A 20391-nucleotide genomic window follows, 5' to 3' on the forward strand; every position below is an offset into this window, starting at 1 on the left:
CGGCCGCGGCCGCCGTTTTCTCCTGACTCCGGGCTCACACCTTGTCGTAAAGCTTGGAGCCGCCCTTCAGAAACTCCACCGACTTGACCTCCATCCCCCGCGCCAGCGCGTCCTGATCGCTGATGCCCTGCTTGGCCGCGTATTCGCGCACGTCCTGGGTGATCTTCATGCTGCAGAAATGCGGACCGCACATGCTGCAGAAATGCGCGACCTTGGCGCTGTCCTTGGGCAAGGTCTCGTCGTGGAAGGCGCGCGCCTTGTCCGGATCCAGGCCCAGGTTGAACTGGTCTTCCCAGCGGAACTCGAAACGCGCCTTGGACAGCGCGTTGTCGCGGATCTGCGCGCCGGGGTGGCCCTTGGCCAGGTCGGCCGCGTGCGCGGCCAGCTTGTAGGTGATGATGCCTTCCTTGACGTCGTTCTTGTCCGGCAGGCCCAGGTGTTCCTTCTGGGTGACATAGCACAGCATGGCGGTGCCGTACCAGCCTATCTGCGCCGCGCCTATCGCCGAGGTGATGTGGTCGTAGCCGGGCGCGATGTCGGTGGTCAGCGGCCCCAGGGTGTAGAACGGCGCCTCGTGACACCACTCCAGTTCCTTGTCCATATTCTCCTTGATCAGCTGCATGGGCACGTGGCCGGGGCCCTCTATCATCACCTGCACATCGTGTTTCCAGGCGATGGCGGTCAGCTCGCCCAGAGTCTTCAATTCCGACAGCTGCGCCTCGTCGTTGGCGTCCCAGACGCTGCCCGGCCGCAGGCCGTCGCCCAGGCTGAAGGCCACGTCGTAGGCCTTCATGATTTCGCAGATGTCCTCGAAATGGGTGTAGAGGAAGTTTTCGCGGTGATGGGCCAGACACCATTTGGCCATGATGGAGCCGCCGCGCGACACGATGCCGGTCATGCGGCCGGCGGTCATCGGCACATAGCGCAGCAATACGCCGGCGTGGATGGTGAAGTAATCGACGCCCTGCTCGGCCTGTTCAATCAGCGTATCTCGGAAGATTTCCCAGTTCAGGTCCTCGGCCTTGCCGCCCACTTTTTCCAGCGCCTGGTAAATGGGCACGGTGCCGATGGGCACCGGCGAATTGCGGATGATCCATTCGCGGGTTTCATGGATGTTCTTGCCGGTGGACAAGTCCATGATGGTGTCCGCGCCCCAGCGTATGCCCCAAGTCATCTTGTCGACTTCTTCGCTGATCGAAGACGTTACCGCGCTATTGCCGATATTGCCGTTGATTTTTACCAGGAAATTGCGGCCTATGATCATGGGCTCGGATTCGGGGTGATTGATGTTGGCCGGCAGGATGGCGCGGCCGGCGGCGATCTCGGCGCGCACGAATTCCGGCGTGATCTCCTCCGGCAGCGCCGCGCCGTAAGTCTGGCCGGGATGCTGGCGCGTCATCAGTTCCGCCAGCCGGCTGTTCTTGCCGCCGGCTTCGCGCAGCGCGTCCAGGTATTCGCGGCGACGCAGGTTCTCGCGGATGGCGACGAACTCCATTTCCGGCGTGACGACGCCGCGGCGCGCGTAATGCATCTGGCTGACATTGCGGCCCGGCAGCGCCCGCCGCGGCTGGCGCGTCAGGTTGAAACGCAGCTCGGCCAGCTTGGGGTCGGCCTCGCGGGCGCGGCCGTATTCGCTGGACAGGCCGGCCAGCTGCTCACAGTCGCCGCGCTCGGCGATCCAGCCGGCGCGCAGCGGCGGCAGGCCGCTCTGGATGTCGATGCGGGCGTCCGGATCGGTATACGGGCCGCTGGTGTCGTAAACGGTGATGGGCGGGTTGGCCTCGCCGCCGAACTGGGTGGGCGTGTCGCTTTGGCTGATCTCGCGCATGGGCACGCGGATGTCCGGCCGGCTGCCGGCGACGTGGATCTTGCGGGAATTGGGCAAGGGCTGGATGGCGGCGGTGTCCACCACCATGGCTTGATTGGGTGTTGCGGGCGCGTTCATCGGGCGATTCTCCTTGTCGATGAATGGCGCAAGGAGCGGACCGCCGCTTTGGCGGGCTGCGGGCCGGTCCGACAAGACAATGCCGGGCCGAAGGCAGCTGACGCTTCCCTACGCCGGTATTATCCGGGTCAGGTTCCAAGGGTGTTTCTCACCCGCGCAACAATCTTTAACGATTATCCTATCCTTTCAAGGATATGGATCATCTTGCCGACCGTCGCGCAGGACCCCTAGCGATGCTGTGAAGGTACGGCAAATGTGGGATAATCGCAAGTTATCGTCATGACACGCCGCCGCTTTTTTCACTCGGCGGCAAGCCCCTCCGGAGTGAGCTGATGGATTTTGAGAATGCCCGTTTCAACATGGTCGAGCAGCAGATTCGTCCGTGGGACGTACTTGACACGAACGTGCTGGACCTGCTGTTTCACGTGAAACGCGAGCAGTTCGTCGCCGCCGACAAACGCAGCCTGGCCTTTGTCGACACCGAACTGCCGCTGCCCAACGGCAGCTTCATGCTGCAGCCCAAAATGGAAGCGCGCCTGGTTCAGGACGCCGCCATCCAAGCCAAGGACAAGATCCTGGAAATCGGCACCGGCAGCGGCTATCTGACCGCGCTGCTGGCCAAGCAGGGCCAACATGTCTACAGCGTGGAAATCGACCCCGCCCAGCGCGAAGCCGCGGCCGCCAACCTGAAACAGGCCGGCATCGCCAACGTGACCCTGGTGGAAGGCGACGGCGTGCTGGGCCTGCCGCAACAAGCGCCCTTCGACGTGATCGTGGTCGGCGGCTCGCTGCCGGTGGTGCCGCAGGAACTGAAAGACCAGCTGGCCGTGGGCGGCCGTCTGATCATGGTGGCGGGCGATCTGCCGGTGATGACCTGCAAGCTGATCAAGCGCGAAACCGAAGCCAGCTTCAGCGAAACCGGCCTGTTCGAAACCTGTATCGCCCGCCTGGCCAAGGCGGAAGCGGTAGAGCCGGAACGCTTCGCGTTTTGATGGTTCAGGAAATCCGCGCCCGCGATCTGGCGGCGGCGCTGGTCGACACCACCGCGGAGCCGCCGGTGCTGCTGGACGTGCGCGAAGCGTGGGAAGTGCAGCTGTGCATGATTCCCGGCTCGCGGCACATCCCGATGAATCTGATTCCGCTGCGCATGAGCGAGCTGCCGGACGCGCCCATCGTGGTGATCTGCCACCACGGCGTGCGCAGCGCGCACGTGGCGCGTTTCCTGCTGGACGCCGGCTTCGAACAGGTGCTGAGCCTGGCCGGCGGCGTGGAAGCCTGGGCCGCGGAAGTGGACCCGCAAATGGCGCGCTACTGACTTAGCCGCCGCGCGCCGTCGTCGCCAGCCGTTCCCGTGGGAACGGCTTTTTCATGGAACGAAACCGGTCTGCCGGATTCCAATCCCCCACACGATAGCAAGAGCCGTAATTTTCCATGCAAGCATTGTCTTACCTGTCTCCCGCCCTGGCCCGCGTTCATCCCGACTGGGAGAAAGTGCTGTCAACGCCGGTCATTCAACAGCAATTGGCCGGCATAGACCGGGAACTGCAAACTCAGCAAGCGCAGGGCAAAATCCTCTTTCCCCCCGCGCCGCTGACTTTCAACGCGCTGACCTTCACCGCGCCGGCCGATGTGCGCGTGGTGATCCTGGGGCAAGACCCCTACCACGGCGACGGCGAGGCGATGGGCTTGTCGTTTTCCGTGCCGCCCGGCGTGCGGGTGCCGCCCAGCCTGCGCAATCTGTACAAGGAGCTGGCCGCGGATCTGGGCTGCGGCGTGCCCAATAGCGGCGACCTGACCCACTGGGCGCAACAAGGCGTGCTGCTGCTCAACAGCGTGTTCACCGTGGAGCGGGACAAGGCCGGCAGCCACGCCAAGCTGGGCTGGCAAATGGTCAGCGACGCGCTGATCGACGCCGTCAACGCGCAAAGCGCCGGCTGCGTGTTTCTGCTGTGGGGCAATTGGGCCAAGACCAAGGCCGAACGCATCGACGCCAGCCGCCACCTGGTGCTGGACGCCGCCCATCCCTCGCCGCTGTCCGCCAGCCGCGGCTTCCACGGCTGCCGCCATTTTTCACAAGTCAACGCCTGGCTGCTGTCGCGCGGCCGCGGCGCCGTCCAGTGGGGCGCGCCGGCGCCGCAGAACAGCCTGTTCTGAGCAGGATGGCGGGCAGGCCTCCCCTGCCCGCCCTTCTTGTCTCGCTCTTGCTCGCCAGACTTTGAACTGGCTCTTAGACTCTTTTCCAGCGCGCCGTCATGGCCTAAGCTAGGGCTCCCTCTCCTCAGCCCCAGTCCTCGCCGTGGAAATTCTCGTTCTGCTGTTCCTGATTCTGCTCAATGGCCTGTTCGCCATGGCGGAAATCGCCATCGTCTCTTCCCGCAAAGTCCGCCTGCTGCAACGCGCGGACGACGGCCAACGCGGCGCGCAAGCCGCGCTGAAACTGGCCAACGACCCCAGCCGCTTCCTGTCCACGGTGCAGATAGGCATCACCTCGATCAGCATCCTGTCCGGCGTTTACGGCGAGGCCGCGCTGTCAGAACAACTGCGCCGGGCGATGCAGGACTATCCCTTGCTGGAGCCCTACAGCAAGCCGCTGTCGGTGGCGCTGATGGTGTTCATCATCACCTTGCTGTCGCTGATCTTCGGCGAGCTGGTGCCCAAGCGGCTGGCGCTGCTCAACCCTGAGGCGGTGGCCACCGCGCTGGCGCGGCCTATGCTGCTGCTGTCGCGGCTCAGCGCGCCGCTGGTCCAGGCCCTGAGCCGCTGCACCGACGGCCTGTTGCGGCTCTTGGGCGCCAAGAAGAGCAGCGATCCGTCCATCACCGAGGAGGAAATCCGGGTGCTGATGGAACAAGGCGCGGACGAGGGGGTGTTCGACCGCGCCGAACAGGAGCTGGTGACCAATATCTTCCGGCTGGACAACCGCAAGGTGGCCGCGGCGATGACGCCGCGCAAGGACATCGTGGCGCTGGATCTGGACGACGCGCCCGAACTGAACCACCGCCTGCTGCAAAACCACCATTTCAACCATTTCCCGGTCTGCCGCGGCAGCATCGAGCAGATCGTCGGCGTGCTGCACGCCAAACGCGTGCTGGACCGCATGCTGGCCGGCCAACAAGCCGACGTCGCCGCCGAACTGTCCCAGCCGCTCTACGTGCCCGCCAAGATCACCTTGATGCAGCTGCTGGAGCAGTTCAAGCAGACCCGCCATCACATGGCGCTGGTGGTGGACGAGTACGGCGAGCTGGAAGGCCTGGTGACGATGAACGACGTGCTGGAAGCCATCGTCGGCGACATGCCCGCCATCAGCGCCGAAAACGACGACATCGCCCAGCGCGAGGACGGCAGCTGGCTGATAGACGGCATGCTGTCGCTGGACCGCTTCAAGGAGTTTTTCGACATAGACGAGGCGCTGCCGGGCGAAGCCGGCGGCAATATCCACACCCTGGGCGGCATGGTGATGTTCCAGCTGGGCCGGGTGCCCAGCGTCACCGACCGTTTCGACTGGAACGGCTTCGGCTTCGAAGTGGTGGACATGGACAAGACCCGGGTAGACAAGATTCTGCTCACCCGACTGCCGACGCCGCCGGCGGCGCTGCCGGCCGACGACGGCATTTAGAACCTGTTTACAATCTCGCGAGCCGGAGCGAGACAAGACGAAAAGCGCTGAGACAGCGGAATGCACAGGGGGTAGGCGAGCATTCTTAAGCGGTTTTCAACGCCTCCTGCTTAAAGTCCCGCCGCAGCGCCGCAGACCAAGCGTTCAGCCCAGCAAGCGCCCGCACACCGTGCTGCGACGGCTGCCGCCGGCGCGGCGTTCCCAATCGTCGAAGCTGGCCAGTTCAACGAAACCCGCCTTGCGCATCATGCCGCCGGACGCGGCGTTTTCCTCGTGGCGGTCCGCCGTCACCCAGCGCGCGCCGCGCGCGGCCAGATCCTCGCAAGCCTGCCGCAACAACAAGCTGCCCAGGCCCTGTCCGGCCTGATCGCGCCGCACCACCGCCTCCATGATGTAGCCGGCGGCGTCCGCCGCCACCTCGGCCGGCCGGTGTTGGGGAAAAGCATCGTGCAGCCGATACAGGATGGCGGCCCCCAGCAGGCCGTCTCGCTCGAACAAGGCCGCCCAGGCTTCGCCGGCAGCCACCTGGCGCAAACTCCGCTCCACCCCGTCCGCCGGCAGCCAGTTCCACGGATTGGGTCCGTGCTCCGTGATCAGCGTCCGCAACGCGTCCACATCCCCCGCCCCGGCCAAACGATATTGCCAACTCATGCGCATCCTTTCGCAAAACGCAGCGTAGCCTGGCCCGCGTCCACTTCCAGTTCGGCCCAGGCGCCGTTCATCAATGTCCATTGCGGCGGCACATGGCCGATATCGGCGTCCACCGCCACCGGATACGGCAGTCCGTCCAAAGCCGTTTCCACGGCCTGGCTGTAGCTCAAGGCGTTCGCGTCCGCGGCGTCCGGCCCGCTGCTGCGGCCCAACACCAGCCCGCTCAAGCCGTCCAGCGCGCCGGACAGGCGCAGGCCCAGCAGCGCGCGCAGCAACTCGCAAGGCCTCAGCTCGCAGTTTTCCAGGTAAAGCAGCGTGGGTTCCCGTTTGAACGCGCGCAAATCGAAATAAGGGCTGCCCTGCAGCCGGCTCAGCGTATCCAAGCAGCCGCCTATCAGCCGGCCGGCCATGCGGGCCCTTTGCGCGCCCAACACGCGCAGCGTGGACGGATAAGACTCTCCCGGAGCGTCCCAGCGCCAAAACGCCTTGTAATGGCCTTGCTGAGGCGGCAAACCGTGGCGCAAGGCGTGCAGCAGCGCCGAATTCTCTTCCATCCGCTGCGGATTGCCCAGATCGAAGAGGTTCGGCCCGTGCAAGGTCGCCCACCCCGCCAACAGGGTCAGCGGCGTCAGCACGGTGGAAATATCGGAAAACCCGGCCAGCCATTTGGGCGGCAAACGCGCCAAGGCGGCGAAATCGATGCCGGCCAGCAATTCCATCGCCCTTTCGCCGCCCCAGGGCGGCAGGATGGCGCGAATCTCCGGATCGAAAAGAAAATGGTTGAGCTCCGCCAGACGTTGGGCGGCCGGCGCGCTGGCGTCCTGGGATTCGCCGCGCAGGCAAGCCCCCTCCACCACTTGCCAGCCCTGATCGCGCAGACATTGCAGCGCGCGATCCAGTTGTCCGTGCAAGACCGGAGGCACGCCGGAGGAAAAAGCGGTGACGGCGATGCGGTCGCCTGGTTTCAAGGGCGCGGGAAAAGCCGTCATCGGCGATTGCTCCTGTGGATAAACATCAAGGCAGGACGGCTTCCTCGCTCAAATCCCGCGCAAAGCTGTGGCTGGTCTTCAGTTGCCGATAACCAAGATGACGATAGAAGGCATGGGCTTCGACGCGATGAACGCTGGAGCGCAGCCGGATGTGCCGATAACCGAGTTGCCGCGCCCAGGCTTCGCAAGCGCTGAGCAAACGCCGTCCCAAACCCTGGCCCTGACAAGCCGGGCTGACCACGATGCCGACAATCTCTATCGCCGACGGCGCTTGCAGCAGGTGCACGCCGCGGCAATGCGCCCAAGCAAGCACGACGCCGTCTCTTTCGGCCACCCAAACCTGGTTGTCCGGCAGTGTCGTCAACCTGGCGAAACGCTCGCTGATGTCCGCTTCCGTCGCTTCATAGCCCAGATCCAGGCATAGCCGCGCCGCGGCGGCGGCGTCCGCTGCCCGCATTGTCCTGATCTCCACCATCTGTCTTCGCCTAGTTGCTCAAGGAAATGACATTGTCGGCATAAGGAGGGATAGCCGGCAAGCCGGTTATTTGTTCTTCAGCCGTCGCAGTTCGATCAATTTGGCGTATTTGATGTAGCTGTTGAAGCAACCGATGCTGATGTGGACCAAACCGGGGACGCCGTCGAGAAAACCGCGGCGAAAAAAATAGAACTTCACGAAGCGCAGCAGCGGGCTGAGGATAAGTTTGGCGATACCCACACGTTTTCCCCTTTGCAACAGTTGTTCCGCCTGCAAGCTGGTATAGCGGTTCTGCTTGCTCAGATACAGCGCGATGTCTTCGCCGGATTCGTGCATCAGCTCGTGACGCAGCTTATGCACAGGGCCGTCGGCGATCACATACTCGTGAACCAGATCGTCGGACCAACGCGCGTGAGCGCGATGGAACAAGCGCAAAGACCAGTCCGGATAGCCTTCTCCGTGTTTCAGAAAACGACCCATGAAACGGTTGCAACGCGGGAACTGGAAGGCCGTGGCCTGTGGATTATCCAGCAGTTCTTTGATTTCATTGACTAAATTTTCCGACAACCACTCGTCGGCATCCAGGCACAGCACCCAGTCGTGGCTGGCCGCCCTTACCGCCAATTGTTTCTGAGGACCGAATCCCAGCCAGTCTTGGTGGATAACTTTTGCCTTATAGGCGGAAGCTATCGCCAATGTCCTGTCGGTGCTGCCTGAATCCACAAGCACGATTTCATCGGCGAAGCCCACGCTGTCCAGGCATTTTTCCAGCGAGGTTTCCGCATTCTTGGTGATTAGCACCACGCTAATTCGCGCACGCATCTTGTTATATGTTTTCCCATATGTAATTTGAAGAAACTGGTAGAAGGCGTCCCGTTTCTGTGGATAACCATGTTTTTTCCATTGTTTTCATCATGTTGGACAAGCTGGAATCTTGTTGTTCACCCTGCGTTTTGCAGACGGAAGGCTTGTGGATAAATCTGAGAGAACCGTGAAGTCCCTGCTTGTCCACAGCTCCGATCCCCTTTGTTCCCACCTGCTTGTGCATGGCGTGAATTTGCCTGCCTAGCTGCTACAGCCACCGATAACTCTTTAACGCAATTTTATATTGATGAAACTGATATAGTCGGCCATTGCTGTGGATAAGCGACAAAAACTTCAAAGGGTTCAGTTACTTGTCCTGTTGATGGGCTTTGGATAGTTTAGGTGCGCTGCGGCATTGCAAATTGTGGATAAATTCGCGCTCAGTTGTCCACAGCGCTTTATCCACAATTGAACTGCAGGGATTTTACTTGGTTAACCACAGCCATGCTCGGGTACAATGCGCGCCATGATGAATGTGCTGATTGTGCGCACCTCGTCGATGGGCGACCTTATCCACACCTGGCCCGCCATTTCCGAGTTGAAAGCGCATTACCCGAATTTCCGCATCAGTTGGCTGGCCGAAGAGGCTTTCGCCGACATTGCCCGTTTGCATCCGGCGGTGGACAGGGTGATCTCCTTGAATGGGCGGCGCTGGCGCAAACGCTGGTGGCTGCCCTCCACCTGGCGCGAGATCCGGGCTTTGCGCAAAGAACTGCGCGACACGCGCTGGGAATTGGTGGTGGACAGCCAGGGCCTGTTGAAAAGCGCCTTGCCGGCCCGCTGGGCCAAGGCGCCGCTGACCGGTTACGACTGGGGCAGCGCGCGCGAGTCTCTGGCCAGCTGTTTTTACGATAAGCGCCACAAGGTGGACTGGAGCTTGTCGGCGATAGAACGCAACCGGCTCTTGTTCGCGCGGGTGTTCGGTTATCAGCCGCAGGGCGAGCCCCGTTTCGGGGTGCCGGCCGGCGAACGGCCCGCCTGGGTGCTGTCCGGCCGCTACGCGGTATTGCTGCACGCCACCAGCAAGGCGTCCAAGGAGTGGCCGGAAGGCCATTGGGTGGAACTGGGCAAACGCCTGTCCATGCAGCATGATCTGGTGATGGTGCTGCCCTGGGGCAATGAACGCGAACGCGAGCGCGCCGAAAGGCTGGCCGCGCGGATGCCGGCCGCGGTGGTGGCGCCCAAGATGGGCCTGATCGAGGCCGCCGGCCTGCTGGGCCACGCCAACGCGGTGGTGGGCGTGGACACTGGGCTGACTCATCTGGCCAATGCCTTGAACGTGCCCTTGGCGGCGATTTACACCGATACCGATCCGGCCGCCACCGGCGTGGTGGAAACGCCGTGGGCCACCAATTTGGGCGGCATAGGGCTGTGCCCGTCGGTGGACGAGGCGCTGCAAGCCTTGTTCGCGCGCAAGGACTGGACATGAACTGGCAACGCAGACTGTATTCCTGGGCCTGGCTGCTGGCTACGCCGCTGGTGCGGCACTATCTGAAGAAGCGGGCGCGCAAGGCGCCGGCTTATCTGGAACACTGGGACGAGCGTTTCGGCAGTCAATTGCAGCCGCGCGCAGAGGGCGCGATCTGGATCCACGCGGTGTCGGTGGGTGAAACCCGCGCCGCTCAGCCCTTGGTGGCGGCGCTGCGCGAAGCCTGGCCGGACGCGCCGCTGCTGATGACGCAGATGACGCCCACCGGGCGGGCCACCGCCTTGCAGCTGTATCCCGACGCAGAAGTGCGTTATCTGCCTTACGATTATCCGCAAGCCGCGCAAGCTTTTCTCGCCGCCTACCGGCCGCGCCTGGGCGTGTTGATGGAAACCGAGCTGTGGCCCAATCTGATTCACGCCGCGGCCGAGCAGCAGGTGCCCTTGTTCCTGGCCAATGCGCGCTTGTCTGAAAAATCGCTGAACGGCTATCTGAAAATCAGCGGTCTGATTTCGCCGGCGGTGGCGGCTTTGAGGGCCGTTGCCGCGCAAACGCCGGAAGATGGCGAACGTTTGCGTCAATTGGGCGCGAAAGCCGTCGAAATCTGCGGCAACACCAAGTACGACATTCAGCCGCCTCCGGCGCAGCTGGCGCTGGCGGAAGCATTCAAGTCCAGGATAGGCCGACGCCGGGTCCTGGTCTGCGCCAGCACCCGCGACGGCGAAGAGGCTTTGATTCTGGATGCCTGGCGGGCCGCGGCCCAAGCGCTGGGCGACGCGCTGCTGGTGTTGGTGCCGCGTCATCCGGAACGGTTCGGCGAAGCGGCCGCGCTGGCCGAGAGCCGCGGCATGAAAGTGCAGCGCCGCAGCGACGGCGCGCCGGTGGACGCCGCCACCCAGGTTTGGCTGGGCGACAGCATGGGCGAAGCCTTCGCCTATTTCGCCTGCGGCGACCTGGCCTTCGTCGGCGGCAGCCTGCTGCCCTTGGGCTGTCATAATCTGATCGAACCGGCCAGCGTGGGCGTGCCGGTGCTGTTCGGTCCCTCCATCTTCAATTTCAAGCAGGCGGCGGCGCTGGCGCTGGCCGCCGGCGCGGCGCGCCAGGTGGCCAATGCGGCGGACTTGATCGGCGCCGTCGTGGAACTGCTGGGCGATGAGCGCCGCCGTCAGGCGATGCGCGAGTCGGCGCTGGCCTTCAGCGGCGCCCATCGCGGCGCCAGCCAGCGCATGAGCGCCCTGTTTCGCCGCAAGCTGAGGGCCGAACGGGACGAATGACGGACCCGCGGCCGCGTTTGCGAAAAAATTAATCATTCGCCGGCTGATCTGCGCCGCGCCTTCTTCTACTCTTCAAACAAGAGCCGCGTCGCCGACGCGGTTCTCCCGAGGCCGCCGGCCCGGGAAGGACGTGCAAAATCCAGTCATGCCCCAGGCCGGTCCACGCCGTCGGAGAACTTCCGAGCGGACAGATCGAATATGACGGGTGCAAAGCGCCGCCGCATCGACTCCGCTGTCTAAGAAGACAAGGAGCTACCATGTTAGCCAACTACAGCGTGTTGCCCACGATGAGCCTGCCGTCCACCACCGACCTGGTGCGCCTGGATCAGCGCCCGCACCCGCCTATCACCCTGAACAGCCCGGCTCTGGACGTGATGACCGATTTGCGGCTGATCAATCCGGTGGGCATTCATCAGAACGCCAGCTTGCGCGAAGCGCACGACCGAATGATCAGCCACGGCATCCGGCTGCTGTTCGTCCACGATGGCGACGGACAGTTCGCCGGCCTGATCACCGCCACCGATCTGCTGGGCGAGCGGCCCATCCAGTGCATGAAGGAACACGGCAAGCACTATGCGGACATCGGCGTGGGCGATGTGATGACGCCGCGCAAGCAGCTGGAAGCCTTGAACCTGGGCGATATCGAACACGCCAGCGTGGGCCATATGGTGGCGACGATGAAGCAGATGGGACGCCAGCACGCGCTGGTGGCGGAGTTCAACCCCGGCAGCGGCCATCATGAATTGTGCGGCCTGTTCTCCACCTCCCACATGGCCAGGCTGCTGGGCATGCCGCTTTCCTTCATCCGCGTGCCGCAGGCCCTGTCGGAAATTCAATATTCCTTGCTGCACGCGATATGAGGGGCGCGGCGCGCAAGTGGGCAAGAATCGGGTCGCCGCGGCGGCCCGATCTGCTTATGCTGGGGCTGTGATCGAATGGAGAGCAGACCATGCACGGCGAAATTCTCGAGGAAGACCGCGACTACGGCCGCATTCGCGACGCCATCCGCTATCTGGTGGCCAACGCCGAGCGCCAGCCGGAGCTGGCCGAGCTGGCCGGCGCGCTGCACCTGTCGGAATCGCGCTTGCAGCGCTTGTTCACCCGCTGGGCCGGCGTCAGCCCCAAGCGCTTTTTGCAGCATCTGACCTGCGAGGCCGCCAAGGCCAGGCTGGGCGGACAGGCCTTGTTGCCGCTATCGCATGAACTGGGTTTGTCCGGCGGCGGGCGCTTGCACGATCTGTTCGTGACGCTGGAAGCGATGACCCCGGGCGAATACCGCAACGGCGGCGCCGGATTGGCGATCGAATGGAGCGTGGAAGCCAGCCGTTTCGGCCCGGTGCTGGTGGCGCGGACCGCGCGCGGCGTGTGCGCGGCGCAATTCGTCGCGGACGAGAAAGAGGCCGTGGCCTGGCTGAGCCGGCGCTGGCCCAAGGCCGCGTTGAGTCATGTTCCCGGCGGCGGCGCCGAGGTGGCCGCGGCCATGTTCGAGCCGTTGCGCGCCGAAGGCCAGGCGCCGCTGGCGCTGCGGGTGCAGGGCAGCAATTTCCAGATCCAGGTCTGGCGCGCGCTGCTGTCCATTCCCTACGGCGGCTTCGCCAGTTACGGCCAGATCGCCGCCGCGGTGGGGCGGCCGCGCGCCGCGCGGGCGGTGGGTAGCGCGGTGGGCGCCAATCCGGTGGCCTGGCTGATTCCCTGCCACCGGGTGATACGCGCCGAGGGCGCTTTGGGCGAATACCGCTGGGGCGCGGAACGCAAGGTGGAGTTGATAGGCTGGGAAGGCGCGGTGATGGCGGGTTTGCAGCCGGCCTAGACCGCGAACTGGCCCAGCGCGCGGAAGAACAGCCGGGACAGCAATTCCAGCCCGTCGTCGTCGCGCTGGCGGTAGAGCGCCAGCGGCACCGCCGGCAGCGGCGGCAGGCTGTGTTCCGGCAAGGGCCGCAGCTGCGCGGAGACGGCGTCGGGAAACAGGGCGCCCACGCCCAGGCCCGCTTCCAAGGCCGCTTGCACCGCCAGCTGACTGGTGCTTTCGAAGACGATGCGATAAGGCTGGTCAAGCTGGTGCAAGGCGCGCAGCATCGCGTCGCGCCAGCTGCAGGGCGCGGAGAACATCACCAAGGGCAGGACCTCCGCTTCCGGTTTCACGCCGTCGCGCGCCAACCATTGCAATGGGTATTCCAGCACCCAGCTCGGCGTCCGCTCCAGCCCGCACTGACGCGGGTTGGCGATCAGCAGATCCAGTTCTCCCTGGCGAAAAGCCGGGCTGAGTTCCCGTTCCAGGGCCACCCGCACTTCGAGCTGCCACTGCGGCTGGGTGGCGGCGAAGTCGGCCAGCACCTGCGGCAGATGACGGCTGATCACATCCTCGATCAGGCCCACCCGGCAACGCCGCGCGGCGGCGGGCGCGACCGTCGGCTGCATCTGTTCGGTCAGGCTGACGATGCGTTCGGCGTAGGGCAGCAATTGCAGCCCCGCCGCGGTGAGGCTGACGCCGCGCGGAGAGCGTCGCAACAGGGTCTGGCCGCAGTGCTGTTCCAGTTTGCGCAGCTGCAAGCTCAAGGCCGGCTGCGTGCGCCCCAAGTCCGCCGCCGCGCGGTTGATGCTGCCGTGGCGCGCCACCGTGATCAGCGCGCGCAGCAAGCCGGTGTCCAAATCTCCAGTCATGATTTTTTCTTATAACAATGCCCTGATTTTTCAGTCTACCTATAAGCGGCGGGAAAGTTTAGCCTAGGGACGGATATTTCTCATGAGGCGTTCAAACATGTTCATCGCGGCTTTATTGCTGGCGGTCGCCGGCTCCGTCGTCTATCACCTGTCGATCAAGCAGGTGCCGGAGGCGGCGAATCCTTTCTTTTCATTGGCGGTCAGTTACGGCGTGGCCATGCTGGTGTGCGTGCTGGGGATGTGGTGGCTGCCCGGCGGCGGCCAGCGTGGGCTGGCCGCGCTGAACTGGAGCAGCCTGGGCGTGGCGGCGGGCATCGTCGGCATCGAACTGGGCTTTTTGCTGGCCTATCGCGCCGGCTGGCATGTCGGCTACGCGGCGCTCAGTTCCAATGTGCTGACCGCGCTGGTGTTGCTGCCGCTGGGCTATCTGCTGTTTCGCGAACAGCCGTCGCTGGGCAAGCTGGGCGGCATGGCCTTGAGCATGGGCGGGCTGTGGATGATGCTGCGCTTCCGCTGAGCGCCGCCCGGTAGACGGGCGACGCTCGGACCACGCCCTCAAGCGGCGTTCAGCGGCAGATGGACGGCCAGCTTGAAGCCGTCCGCCTGATCGCAGAACTCCAGCCGTCCGCGGTGTTGCTTGACCACGCGGCTGACGATGGCGAGGCCGAGGCCGCTGCCGCCGTCGGTGCCGCGGTGTTCGGCCAGCCGTTCGAACGGCGCCAGCGCGGTTTCGCGCAGCTCGGCCGGAATGCCCTTGCCGTGGTCCAGCACGCTGAGCACAGCGAAGCCGTTGTCTTGTTCGACGCAGACCTCCACCGGCGGCGCGCCGTAGCGGCGCGCGTTTTCCAGCAGATTGGACAATAAGCGCTCCAGCGCCAGCCCGTCGCCTTGCAGCTCCGGCTCCGCCAGCCGCTTCAGGCGCACGTCCATGCCCTCGCGGGCGAAGCGCGACACCACGCTGGCGGCGAGGTCGGCCAGCGCCACCGGCTCCAGCCGGGTGGTTTCCTCGGCGCGGGCGAAGTCGATGAACTGGCGGACGATCTGCGACAGCTCGTCGATGTCGGCCAGCATATCGTGCTGATCCGGGCTGTCCTGCTGCAGTTCCAGCGAGAGCTTGAGCCGGGTCAGCGGCGTGCGCAGATCGTGGGACAGGCCGGCCAGCATCAGCCGGCGCTCGCGCGCGGCGCTGTCCAGCGCTTGCGCCATCAGGTTGAAATTATGCGCCAGCACCTTCACCTCGCGCGGGCCGTCCTCCGGCACCGCGGCCGGCATGGTGCCGGCGGCCAGTTCCCGGCTGGCCAGCACCACGCGGCTGATCGGCCGCGTCACCCGCCAGGCGACGACGAAGGCCAGCAGGCTGGCGACGATGGAGGCCAGCAGCGCCGCCTGCATGATGGTGTTGATCGGGCGGTCGCTGTAGCGGCCGAAGGGCAGCACCAGCCAGTAGGCCTGGTCCAGCACGTGCACATTGACCCAGAGCTCGCTGCGATCGTCGATCTGGGCGTGGCGCACTTCTATCGGCTCGTTGAGGCCGTGCGACAGCCGCTGCGCCAGGGTCTCGCCCAGGCGCGGCACGTAGTCGGTGAAATTGACGCCTTGATCGGCGTTGATCGGCAGCAGGCGCGGCAGGCCGGGCCGGTTGTAGCCGGCCAGGAATTCGGCGCGCTCGGTGTTGGTCATCGCCTCCATCGTGCCTTCCAGGAAGGCCAGGGTGTCCACCGTCTGCGAATACAGCTGCTTGTCCAGCAGTTTGTGGCGTTCGCCGGCGGCCATCCACAGGGTGACGAACTGGGTGGTCAGCACCACCAGCACCACCAGCACCGCCAGCCGGAAAAACAGCGAGCCGGTCAGCTTGCGCACCGCTTACTCCCGCGGCGTGCCGTCCGGCACGAACACATAGCCGTAGCCCCATACCGTCTGGATGAAGCGCAGCTGGCTGTCCCCGCTTTCCAGCGCCTTGCGCAACCGGGAGATATGCACGTCTATGCTGCGGTCCAGCGATTCGCCGTTGCCCTTGCCCAGCGCCATTTCCATCAATTGCTCGCGGGTCAGCGGCCGGCGCGGATGGCTGACCAGCACCGACAGCACCGCGAATTCCGCGCTGGTCAGCGTCACCGGCTGGCCGGCCTTGCGCAGTTCCCGCTGGCCCAGATTGAGCACGAATTCGCCGAAGCTCACTTCCTCGTCGGCGTCGTGGCGCGCGCCCAGCGCCGGCGTGGCGTGATGACGGCGCAGCACCGACTGGATGCGGGCGGTGAGCTCGCGCGGATTGAACGGTTTGGGCAGGTAGTCGTCGGCGCCCATTTCCAGGCCGAGGATGCGGTCGATGTCCTCGCCGCGCGCGGTGAGCATGATCACCGGAATGGTTTCGCCCTGGGCGCGCAGCCGGCGTACTACGGCCAGCCCGTCCTCGCCCGGCATCATCACGTCCAGCACCATCAGGTCCGGACGATTGCGCGCCAGCTTGCGGTCCAGGTCCTTGGAGTCCGGCAGGGCCTCCACCGCGTAGCCTTGCTGGCTCAGATAGCGGGTGAGCAGCTCGCGCAGCTTGGCGTCGTCGTCGACGACCAGTATCTTATTGTGTTCCATGCGATTTTTCCTCGGAGCGGTGTGTCAGCTTAGCGGCTGGCCCCGGGCTGCGGCAGCGCGCCTGATGAAGATATGTTAAGCCGGTTCCCGCGATCACACACCTTAACAAATCAGCGATTGTCGCTCATGTCTGCCTCATGCCGCGAGTCTAGGCTGCCTAATGAGGCGTTCCGGCGGTTTGGCCGCGGGGAGATGCCTTTGGCATCGGCGGCGCATGGTGTATGCTGTCCGCCCTCGCCGGCTCGGATCTTGGGATCCGGAGGCCTTTACCAGCCCCTTCGACAGGATAAAACAGCTTTCATGACGCGGTTGCCGATTCTTCTCATCTTTGCCTTGCTGCAAGCGCTCGCCAGCGCGCCGGCCTTGGCGCGAGGGAAGGAGCGCGGCCCCATGCCGCCGGACCTGGAGCCGGCGCCTAGCCGCCGTTGCCAGGCGCGGCCGGATCCGGACTGCAAGGAATTGCGCCGCCTGCGCAATTTGCGTCTGCGTGAAGCGGTGCAGGACGGCGATTTGCCGCCGGAGCTGATGCATCGCGCGCCGCCGCCGTACTGGCGGATGAACCCGGACGGCGCCGCGCCGCCGCCGCCGGATCGCGTCAAGCCTCATTTCTGGCGCGACCGCCGCAAACGTGGCTCGGAGTGAGTCTCCGACGCGTCAAGCCCGGCTGGCGAAGCGGGATTTCTATTGATAAGCTTTGAATAGAGTACGCCAGCCTTTTCATTCCAATTCCAATTCTCATTGCCGGAACGGTTTGCGGAGCAAAACGATTTCGCCGGCATGAGCCTGGCTGGCCGTCCGCCGCGCCGTTAGTGCGCAGCGTCGTTTTCGCCCAATAAAAGCGGTTCACGCTCTCGCGAGCGATAAGGCGTTGCGACTGAGAAAGCGAACAGTACACGCGGCGCATCAGCATTTCGACATTGAGCGGATCGTCAACAGCTGTGCTTAGGCGGGCGTGGAGATAAGCGGTCATGCGCAAGGGGCATGCCTTGAAAAACAATAGGGGATACGGCGCGTTGCGGCGCGCCTGGGGATGGGGGCTGGTCTTGTGCTGGCTGGCGGACGCGGCGGCGGCGCAATGGGATTGCAGCCGCGCCACCGCGCCGCAGCGCTGCGAGCTGCACCGTCAGGGCACGATGGCCTGCAATGATTTGCCGGTCAACGGGCGGCACGCCTGCCTGGAATTTTACACGCCGGCCTTGAGCTGCCTGCGCGAGCGCGACGCCAAGCGTTGCGAAGCCTTGCGGGCGGCGCACAGCTCTTGCGACGGGCTGGAAGGCAAGGCGCGCCGCGTCTGCATCAACGAGCGGCTGCCGCCGCCGGATTGCGCGCGTTCGGCCAACCCCGCGCGCTGCCGCGCCCGCGCCGAGGCCGAACTCAAATGCGCCGACCGCGAAATAGCCCAGCGGCTGTGCGTGCGTCAGGCCTTGCAAGCGGAGTGAGCGCGTTTATTTAGCCGTGGTCGGATCGAACCACAGGCCGCGGTCGGCGAAGGGCGTGCTGGGCGGCAGGAAGGGGTTGTCGATGCGGATCAGCCGCCGGTGCTTCAGGTCCAGCCGCTGGATCAGCCCGGCGTGGTATTTCTGGAACAGCCGCTGGTATTCGCCGTTGCGCAGCATCAGCCGCATGCCCTGTTCCACGCGTTGCGCCAGCTTCTGCCCTTCCGCGTCGCGGCCGAACCAGAAATAGGTGGGCAGCGGGTAGTACAGCAATAAAGACCGCTCCAGCGCGATATGCTTGTATTGCGGCTGGTAAACGCGGATCTCCTCCTCCACTTCCGCCACGCCGCGCGAGAACGCGTCGCCCAGACCGCGTTCCAGCATGCGGAACAGGCCTTCGTAATTGGGGTCGGTCACCACGGTCAGGCCGGCTTGCTTGAGGATGGCGTTGTCGCCCCAGCCATCCCCCTGGATGACGCTGAAACGGCGCAAGTCGGCCAGACCCGTCACCGCGTCGAAATCCGCTTGCCGCGCGTCGCGGATCAGCAGCACGCGATAGCCGAGCAGGCCGCGGTCTATCGGAATCCGCACCGGCAGATAGCGGCGTTCGTAGTCGCGGTTGGTTTCGCGGATCACCACATTGAGCCGGCCGCGCGGGTGGCCCAGTTCCTGCAGCTGGCGGGCTTCGTTCATCCGCGGCGCGAAGCGCAGGCTGTAATCTCCCCAACGCGGGCGGGTGGCGTCCAGCGCCGCGCGCAGAATCGCCCAGTGATAGTCGTAGCGCTCGTCGGCGGGGGTTTCCGGCGCGTGGCCGACGTAGATCATTCCGGCCGCCTGAACGGACGGGGACATGCCGCCGGCCAAGGCGATGAGGACGGCCAGCCAGCAGCCGGCCAGCCGGCGAAGGAATAGGGATTGCCGCATCGGAATAACCTCGAGATGGCGCGCGGAAGCTGCGCGCCGCCCCTTCATGATGGATAGCCGCGCCGCGCCGCGCAAGGGCCGCTCGCCGTTGCCGGGTTTGCGCGCAGTCAAGCGCTTATGCAAAACCAGGACTAGCAGTGAATATTCATATCGACATGAATATATCTGCCTCCTATCATCTCCCGGATGCCGGAACGGCCTTGTCGGCAAGCGGCATTCACACTCGGGGGACGATTTATGCAATTCAAGAAAACACTGCTGGCCTTGTCGCTGGGCCTGGCCCTGGCGCCCGCGCTGACCATGGCGGCGCCGCCGTTGACCGCGGCCAACAGCGGCTCCACCGCGGAAGCGGCGCGCGGCAACGCCTGGCTGGAAATCGACAAGGCGGCGCTGGATCACAATCTGGCCGAGCTCAAGCGCCTGGTGGGCGCCGACACCAAGGTGTGCGCCATTTTGAAGGCGGACGCCTACGGCCACGGCATCGCCAACGTGATGCCGTCCATCATCGCCCAGGGCATTCCCTGCGTGGGCATCGCCAGCAATGAAGAGGCCCGCGTGGCCCGCGCCAGCGGCTATAAGGGCGTGGTGGCGCGCGTGCGCAGCGCCACGCAGGAAGAGATAGCGGACGGCCTGCAATACGATATGCAAGAGCTGGTGGGCAATCTGGAACTGGCGCGCCAGGCGTCCGCGCTGGCCAAGCGCCAGGGCAAGACGCTGCAAATCCATCTGGCCATCAACTCCGCCGGAATCAGCCGCAACGGCGTGGAGCTGGCCAGCAAGCAAGGCCGCCGCGACGCGCTGGCCATGCTCAAGCTGCCCAATCTGCAAGTGGTGGGCATCATGACCCACTTCCCGGTGGAGGATAAGGCCGACGTGGAAAAAGGCCTGGCGGCCTTCAAGCAGGAAAGCGCCTGGCTGATCAAGGCGGGCGGCCTGGACCGCAGCAAGATCACCCTGCACTGCGCCAACAGCTTCGCCACGCTGGAAGTGCCGGAAGCGCGGCTGGACATGGTGCGTCCGGGCGGCGCCATCTTCGGCGACACCGTGCCCAGCCATACCGAATATCTGCGCGTGATGGCCTTCAAATCGCGCGTGGCGGCGGTGAACCGCTATCCGGCCGGCAACACCGTCGGCTACGACCGCACTTACACCCTGAAGCGCGAGTCCTTGCTGGCCAATATCCCGGTCGGCTATTCCGACGGCTATCGCCGCGCCTTCACCAATAAGGCGCATGTGCTGATCAACGGCCAGCGCGCGCCGGTGGTGGGCAAGGTGTCGATGAATACGCTGATGGTGGACGTGACCGAGATTCCGGGCGCCAAGATCGGCGACGAGGTGGTGTTGTTCGGCAAGCAGGGCAAGGGCGAAATCGGCGCCGCCGAGCTAGAGGACATCAACGGCGCCTTGCTGGCCGACCTGTACACGGTGTGGGGCAATTCCAACCCCAAATTGCTGGTGAACCGCTAGCGCCGGTTCAAGGCCGCGCGCGTTTTGAATAGGCGCTGAGCCTGGCCGCGCCGCCGCCGTTCGCGGCGGCGGCG

Annotated in this window: 21 protein-coding genes and 1 riboswitch; of the genes, 12 read left to right on the plus strand and 9 right to left on the minus strand. The window is 64.8% G+C overall.

Translation table 11 applies throughout. From position 1 onward, the window contains the following. Positions 1–34 precede the first annotated feature (34 nt). On the minus strand, positions 35–1915 hold the full coding sequence (gene thiC, locus NK214_RS13740) for a phosphomethylpyrimidine synthase ThiC (protein WP_253314802.1): 1881 nt from the start codon (positions 1913–1915) through the stop codon (positions 35–37). 118 nt (positions 1916–2033) lie between these two features. Further along, positions 2034–2184: riboswitch (TPP riboswitch) on the minus strand. A gap of 93 nt (positions 2185–2277) precedes the next feature. Between thiC and NK214_RS13745 the strand changes: the two genes are divergently transcribed. The 4 genes from NK214_RS13745 to NK214_RS13760 all read left to right on the plus strand — a co-directional run bounded on the left by NK214_RS13745 (position 2278) and on the right by NK214_RS13760 (position 5561). Further along, on the plus strand, positions 2278–2937 hold the full coding sequence (locus tag NK214_RS13745) for a protein-L-isoaspartate O-methyltransferase (protein ID WP_107801352.1): 660 nt from the start codon (positions 2278–2280) through the stop codon (positions 2935–2937). Then, positions 2937–3260: a rhodanese-like domain-containing protein gene (locus tag NK214_RS13750; protein ID WP_253314767.1), complete on the plus strand. Its 324-nt coding sequence runs from the start codon at positions 2937–2939 to the stop codon at positions 3258–3260. The genes NK214_RS13745 and NK214_RS13750 overlap by 1 nt, the downstream gene beginning before the upstream one ends. A 116-nt stretch (positions 3261–3376) precedes the next feature. Next, on the plus strand, positions 3377–4099 hold the full coding sequence (locus NK214_RS13755) for a uracil-DNA glycosylase (protein ID WP_227105924.1): 723 nt from the start codon (positions 3377–3379) through the stop codon (positions 4097–4099). A gap of 142 nt (positions 4100–4241) precedes the next feature. Further along, complete coding sequence (locus NK214_RS13760; RefSeq protein ID WP_107801355.1) at positions 4242–5561, plus strand: hemolysin family protein; 1320 nt, start codon at positions 4242–4244, stop codon at positions 5559–5561. A 144-nt stretch (positions 5562–5705) separates the two neighbouring features. On the opposite strand, the gene NK214_RS13765 is transcribed toward NK214_RS13760, so the two are convergent. From NK214_RS13765 to NK214_RS13780, 4 genes are all read right to left on the minus strand, one after another. Next, entirely contained in the window at positions 5706–6212 is a 507-nt protein-coding gene (locus NK214_RS13765; protein ID WP_107802081.1) for a GNAT family N-acetyltransferase, read from the minus strand. Further along, positions 6209–7201 (minus strand): S66 peptidase family protein, encoded by a 993-nt coding sequence (locus NK214_RS13770; protein ID WP_253314768.1) that lies wholly within the window; start codon positions 7199–7201, stop codon positions 6209–6211. Before NK214_RS13770 ends, NK214_RS13765 begins: the two co-directional genes overlap by 4 nt. A 25-nt stretch (positions 7202–7226) precedes the next feature. After that, positions 7227–7658: a GNAT family N-acetyltransferase gene (locus NK214_RS13775; protein ID WP_253314769.1), complete on the minus strand. Its 432-nt coding sequence runs from the start codon at positions 7656–7658 to the stop codon at positions 7227–7229. Positions 7659–7742: 84 nt separating this feature from the next. Next, positions 7743–8480: a glycosyltransferase gene (locus tag NK214_RS13780; RefSeq protein ID WP_253314770.1), complete on the minus strand. Its 738-nt coding sequence runs from the start codon at positions 8478–8480 to the stop codon at positions 7743–7745. A 529-nt stretch (positions 8481–9009) separates the two neighbouring features. Between NK214_RS13780 and waaC the strand changes: the two genes are divergently transcribed. The 4 genes from waaC (at position 9010) to NK214_RS25110 (ending at position 13050) form a co-directional block, all read left to right on the plus strand. Further along, the gene (gene waaC, locus NK214_RS13785; protein ID WP_253314771.1) at positions 9010–9969 is read left to right on the plus strand and encodes a lipopolysaccharide heptosyltransferase I; all 960 of its coding nucleotides are present in this window, start codon (positions 9010–9012) and stop codon (positions 9967–9969) included. Continuing rightward, positions 9966–11240 (plus strand): lipid IV(A) 3-deoxy-D-manno-octulosonic acid transferase, encoded by a 1275-nt coding sequence (waaA, locus tag NK214_RS13790; RefSeq protein WP_253314772.1) that lies wholly within the window; start codon positions 9966–9968, stop codon positions 11238–11240. Before waaC ends, waaA begins: the two co-directional genes overlap by 4 nt. Before the next feature lie 257 nt (positions 11241–11497). Further along, positions 11498–12100 (plus strand): CBS domain-containing protein, encoded by a 603-nt coding sequence (locus NK214_RS13795; RefSeq protein WP_107801360.1) that lies wholly within the window; start codon positions 11498–11500, stop codon positions 12098–12100. Positions 12101–12189: 89 nt separating this feature from the next. Beyond that, positions 12190–13050, plus strand: a complete 861-nt coding sequence (locus NK214_RS25110) for a methylated-DNA--[protein]-cysteine S-methyltransferase (RefSeq protein ID WP_305883556.1) — start codon at positions 12190–12192, stop codon at positions 13048–13050. Here the strand turns inward: NK214_RS25110 and NK214_RS13810 are convergent. Next, a complete protein-coding gene (locus NK214_RS13810) occupies positions 13047–13901 on the minus strand; it encodes a LysR family transcriptional regulator (protein ID WP_253314773.1) in 855 nt (284 codons plus the stop codon). The two genes, NK214_RS25110 and NK214_RS13810, sit on opposite strands and share 4 nt — an antisense overlap. An 82-nt stretch (positions 13902–13983) precedes the next feature. On the opposite strand from NK214_RS13810, the gene NK214_RS13815 reads away from it, so the two are divergent. Next, positions 13984–14418 carry a hypothetical protein gene (locus NK214_RS13815; protein ID WP_227105935.1) on the plus strand — a complete coding sequence of 145 codons (435 nt, stop codon included), beginning with the start codon at positions 13984–13986 and terminating at the stop codon, positions 14416–14418. 38 nt (positions 14419–14456) lie between these two features. On the opposite strand, the gene NK214_RS13820 is transcribed toward NK214_RS13815, so the two are convergent. After that, positions 14457–15761, minus strand: a complete 1305-nt coding sequence (locus NK214_RS13820; protein ID WP_107801364.1) for an ATP-binding protein — start codon at positions 15759–15761, stop codon at positions 14457–14459. A 3-nt stretch (positions 15762–15764) separates the two neighbouring features. Then, positions 15765–16490: a two-component system response regulator OmpR gene (gene ompR, locus NK214_RS13825; protein WP_043636475.1), complete on the minus strand. Its 726-nt coding sequence runs from the start codon at positions 16488–16490 to the stop codon at positions 15765–15767. Positions 16491–16790: 300 nt separating this feature from the next. On the opposite strand from ompR, the gene NK214_RS13830 reads away from it, so the two are divergent. Together NK214_RS13830 and NK214_RS13835 are read left to right on the plus strand one after the other, a co-directional pair. Further along, complete coding sequence (locus tag NK214_RS13830) at positions 16791–17132, plus strand: hypothetical protein (RefSeq protein WP_227105936.1); 342 nt, start codon at positions 16791–16793, stop codon at positions 17130–17132. Between the two features lie 326 nt (positions 17133–17458). Beyond that, positions 17459–17929, plus strand: a complete 471-nt coding sequence (locus NK214_RS13835) for a hypothetical protein (protein ID WP_146176767.1) — start codon at positions 17459–17461, stop codon at positions 17927–17929. Between the two features lie 6 nt (positions 17930–17935). On the opposite strand, the gene NK214_RS13840 is transcribed toward NK214_RS13835, so the two are convergent. Next, complete coding sequence (locus NK214_RS13840) at positions 17936–18850, minus strand: amino acid ABC transporter substrate-binding protein (RefSeq protein WP_146176768.1); 915 nt, start codon at positions 18848–18850, stop codon at positions 17936–17938. A gap of 237 nt (positions 18851–19087) precedes the next feature. Between NK214_RS13840 and alr the strand changes: the two genes are divergently transcribed. Beyond that, entirely contained in the window at positions 19088–20317 is a 1230-nt protein-coding gene (gene alr / locus NK214_RS13845) for an alanine racemase (RefSeq protein ID WP_107801368.1), read from the plus strand. Positions 20318–20391: the final 74 nt, after the last annotated feature.

It is taken from the genome of Chromobacterium sp. S0633 (assembly GCF_024158805.1).
Classification (GTDB): Bacteria; Pseudomonadota; Gammaproteobacteria; order Burkholderiales; family Chromobacteriaceae; genus Chromobacterium.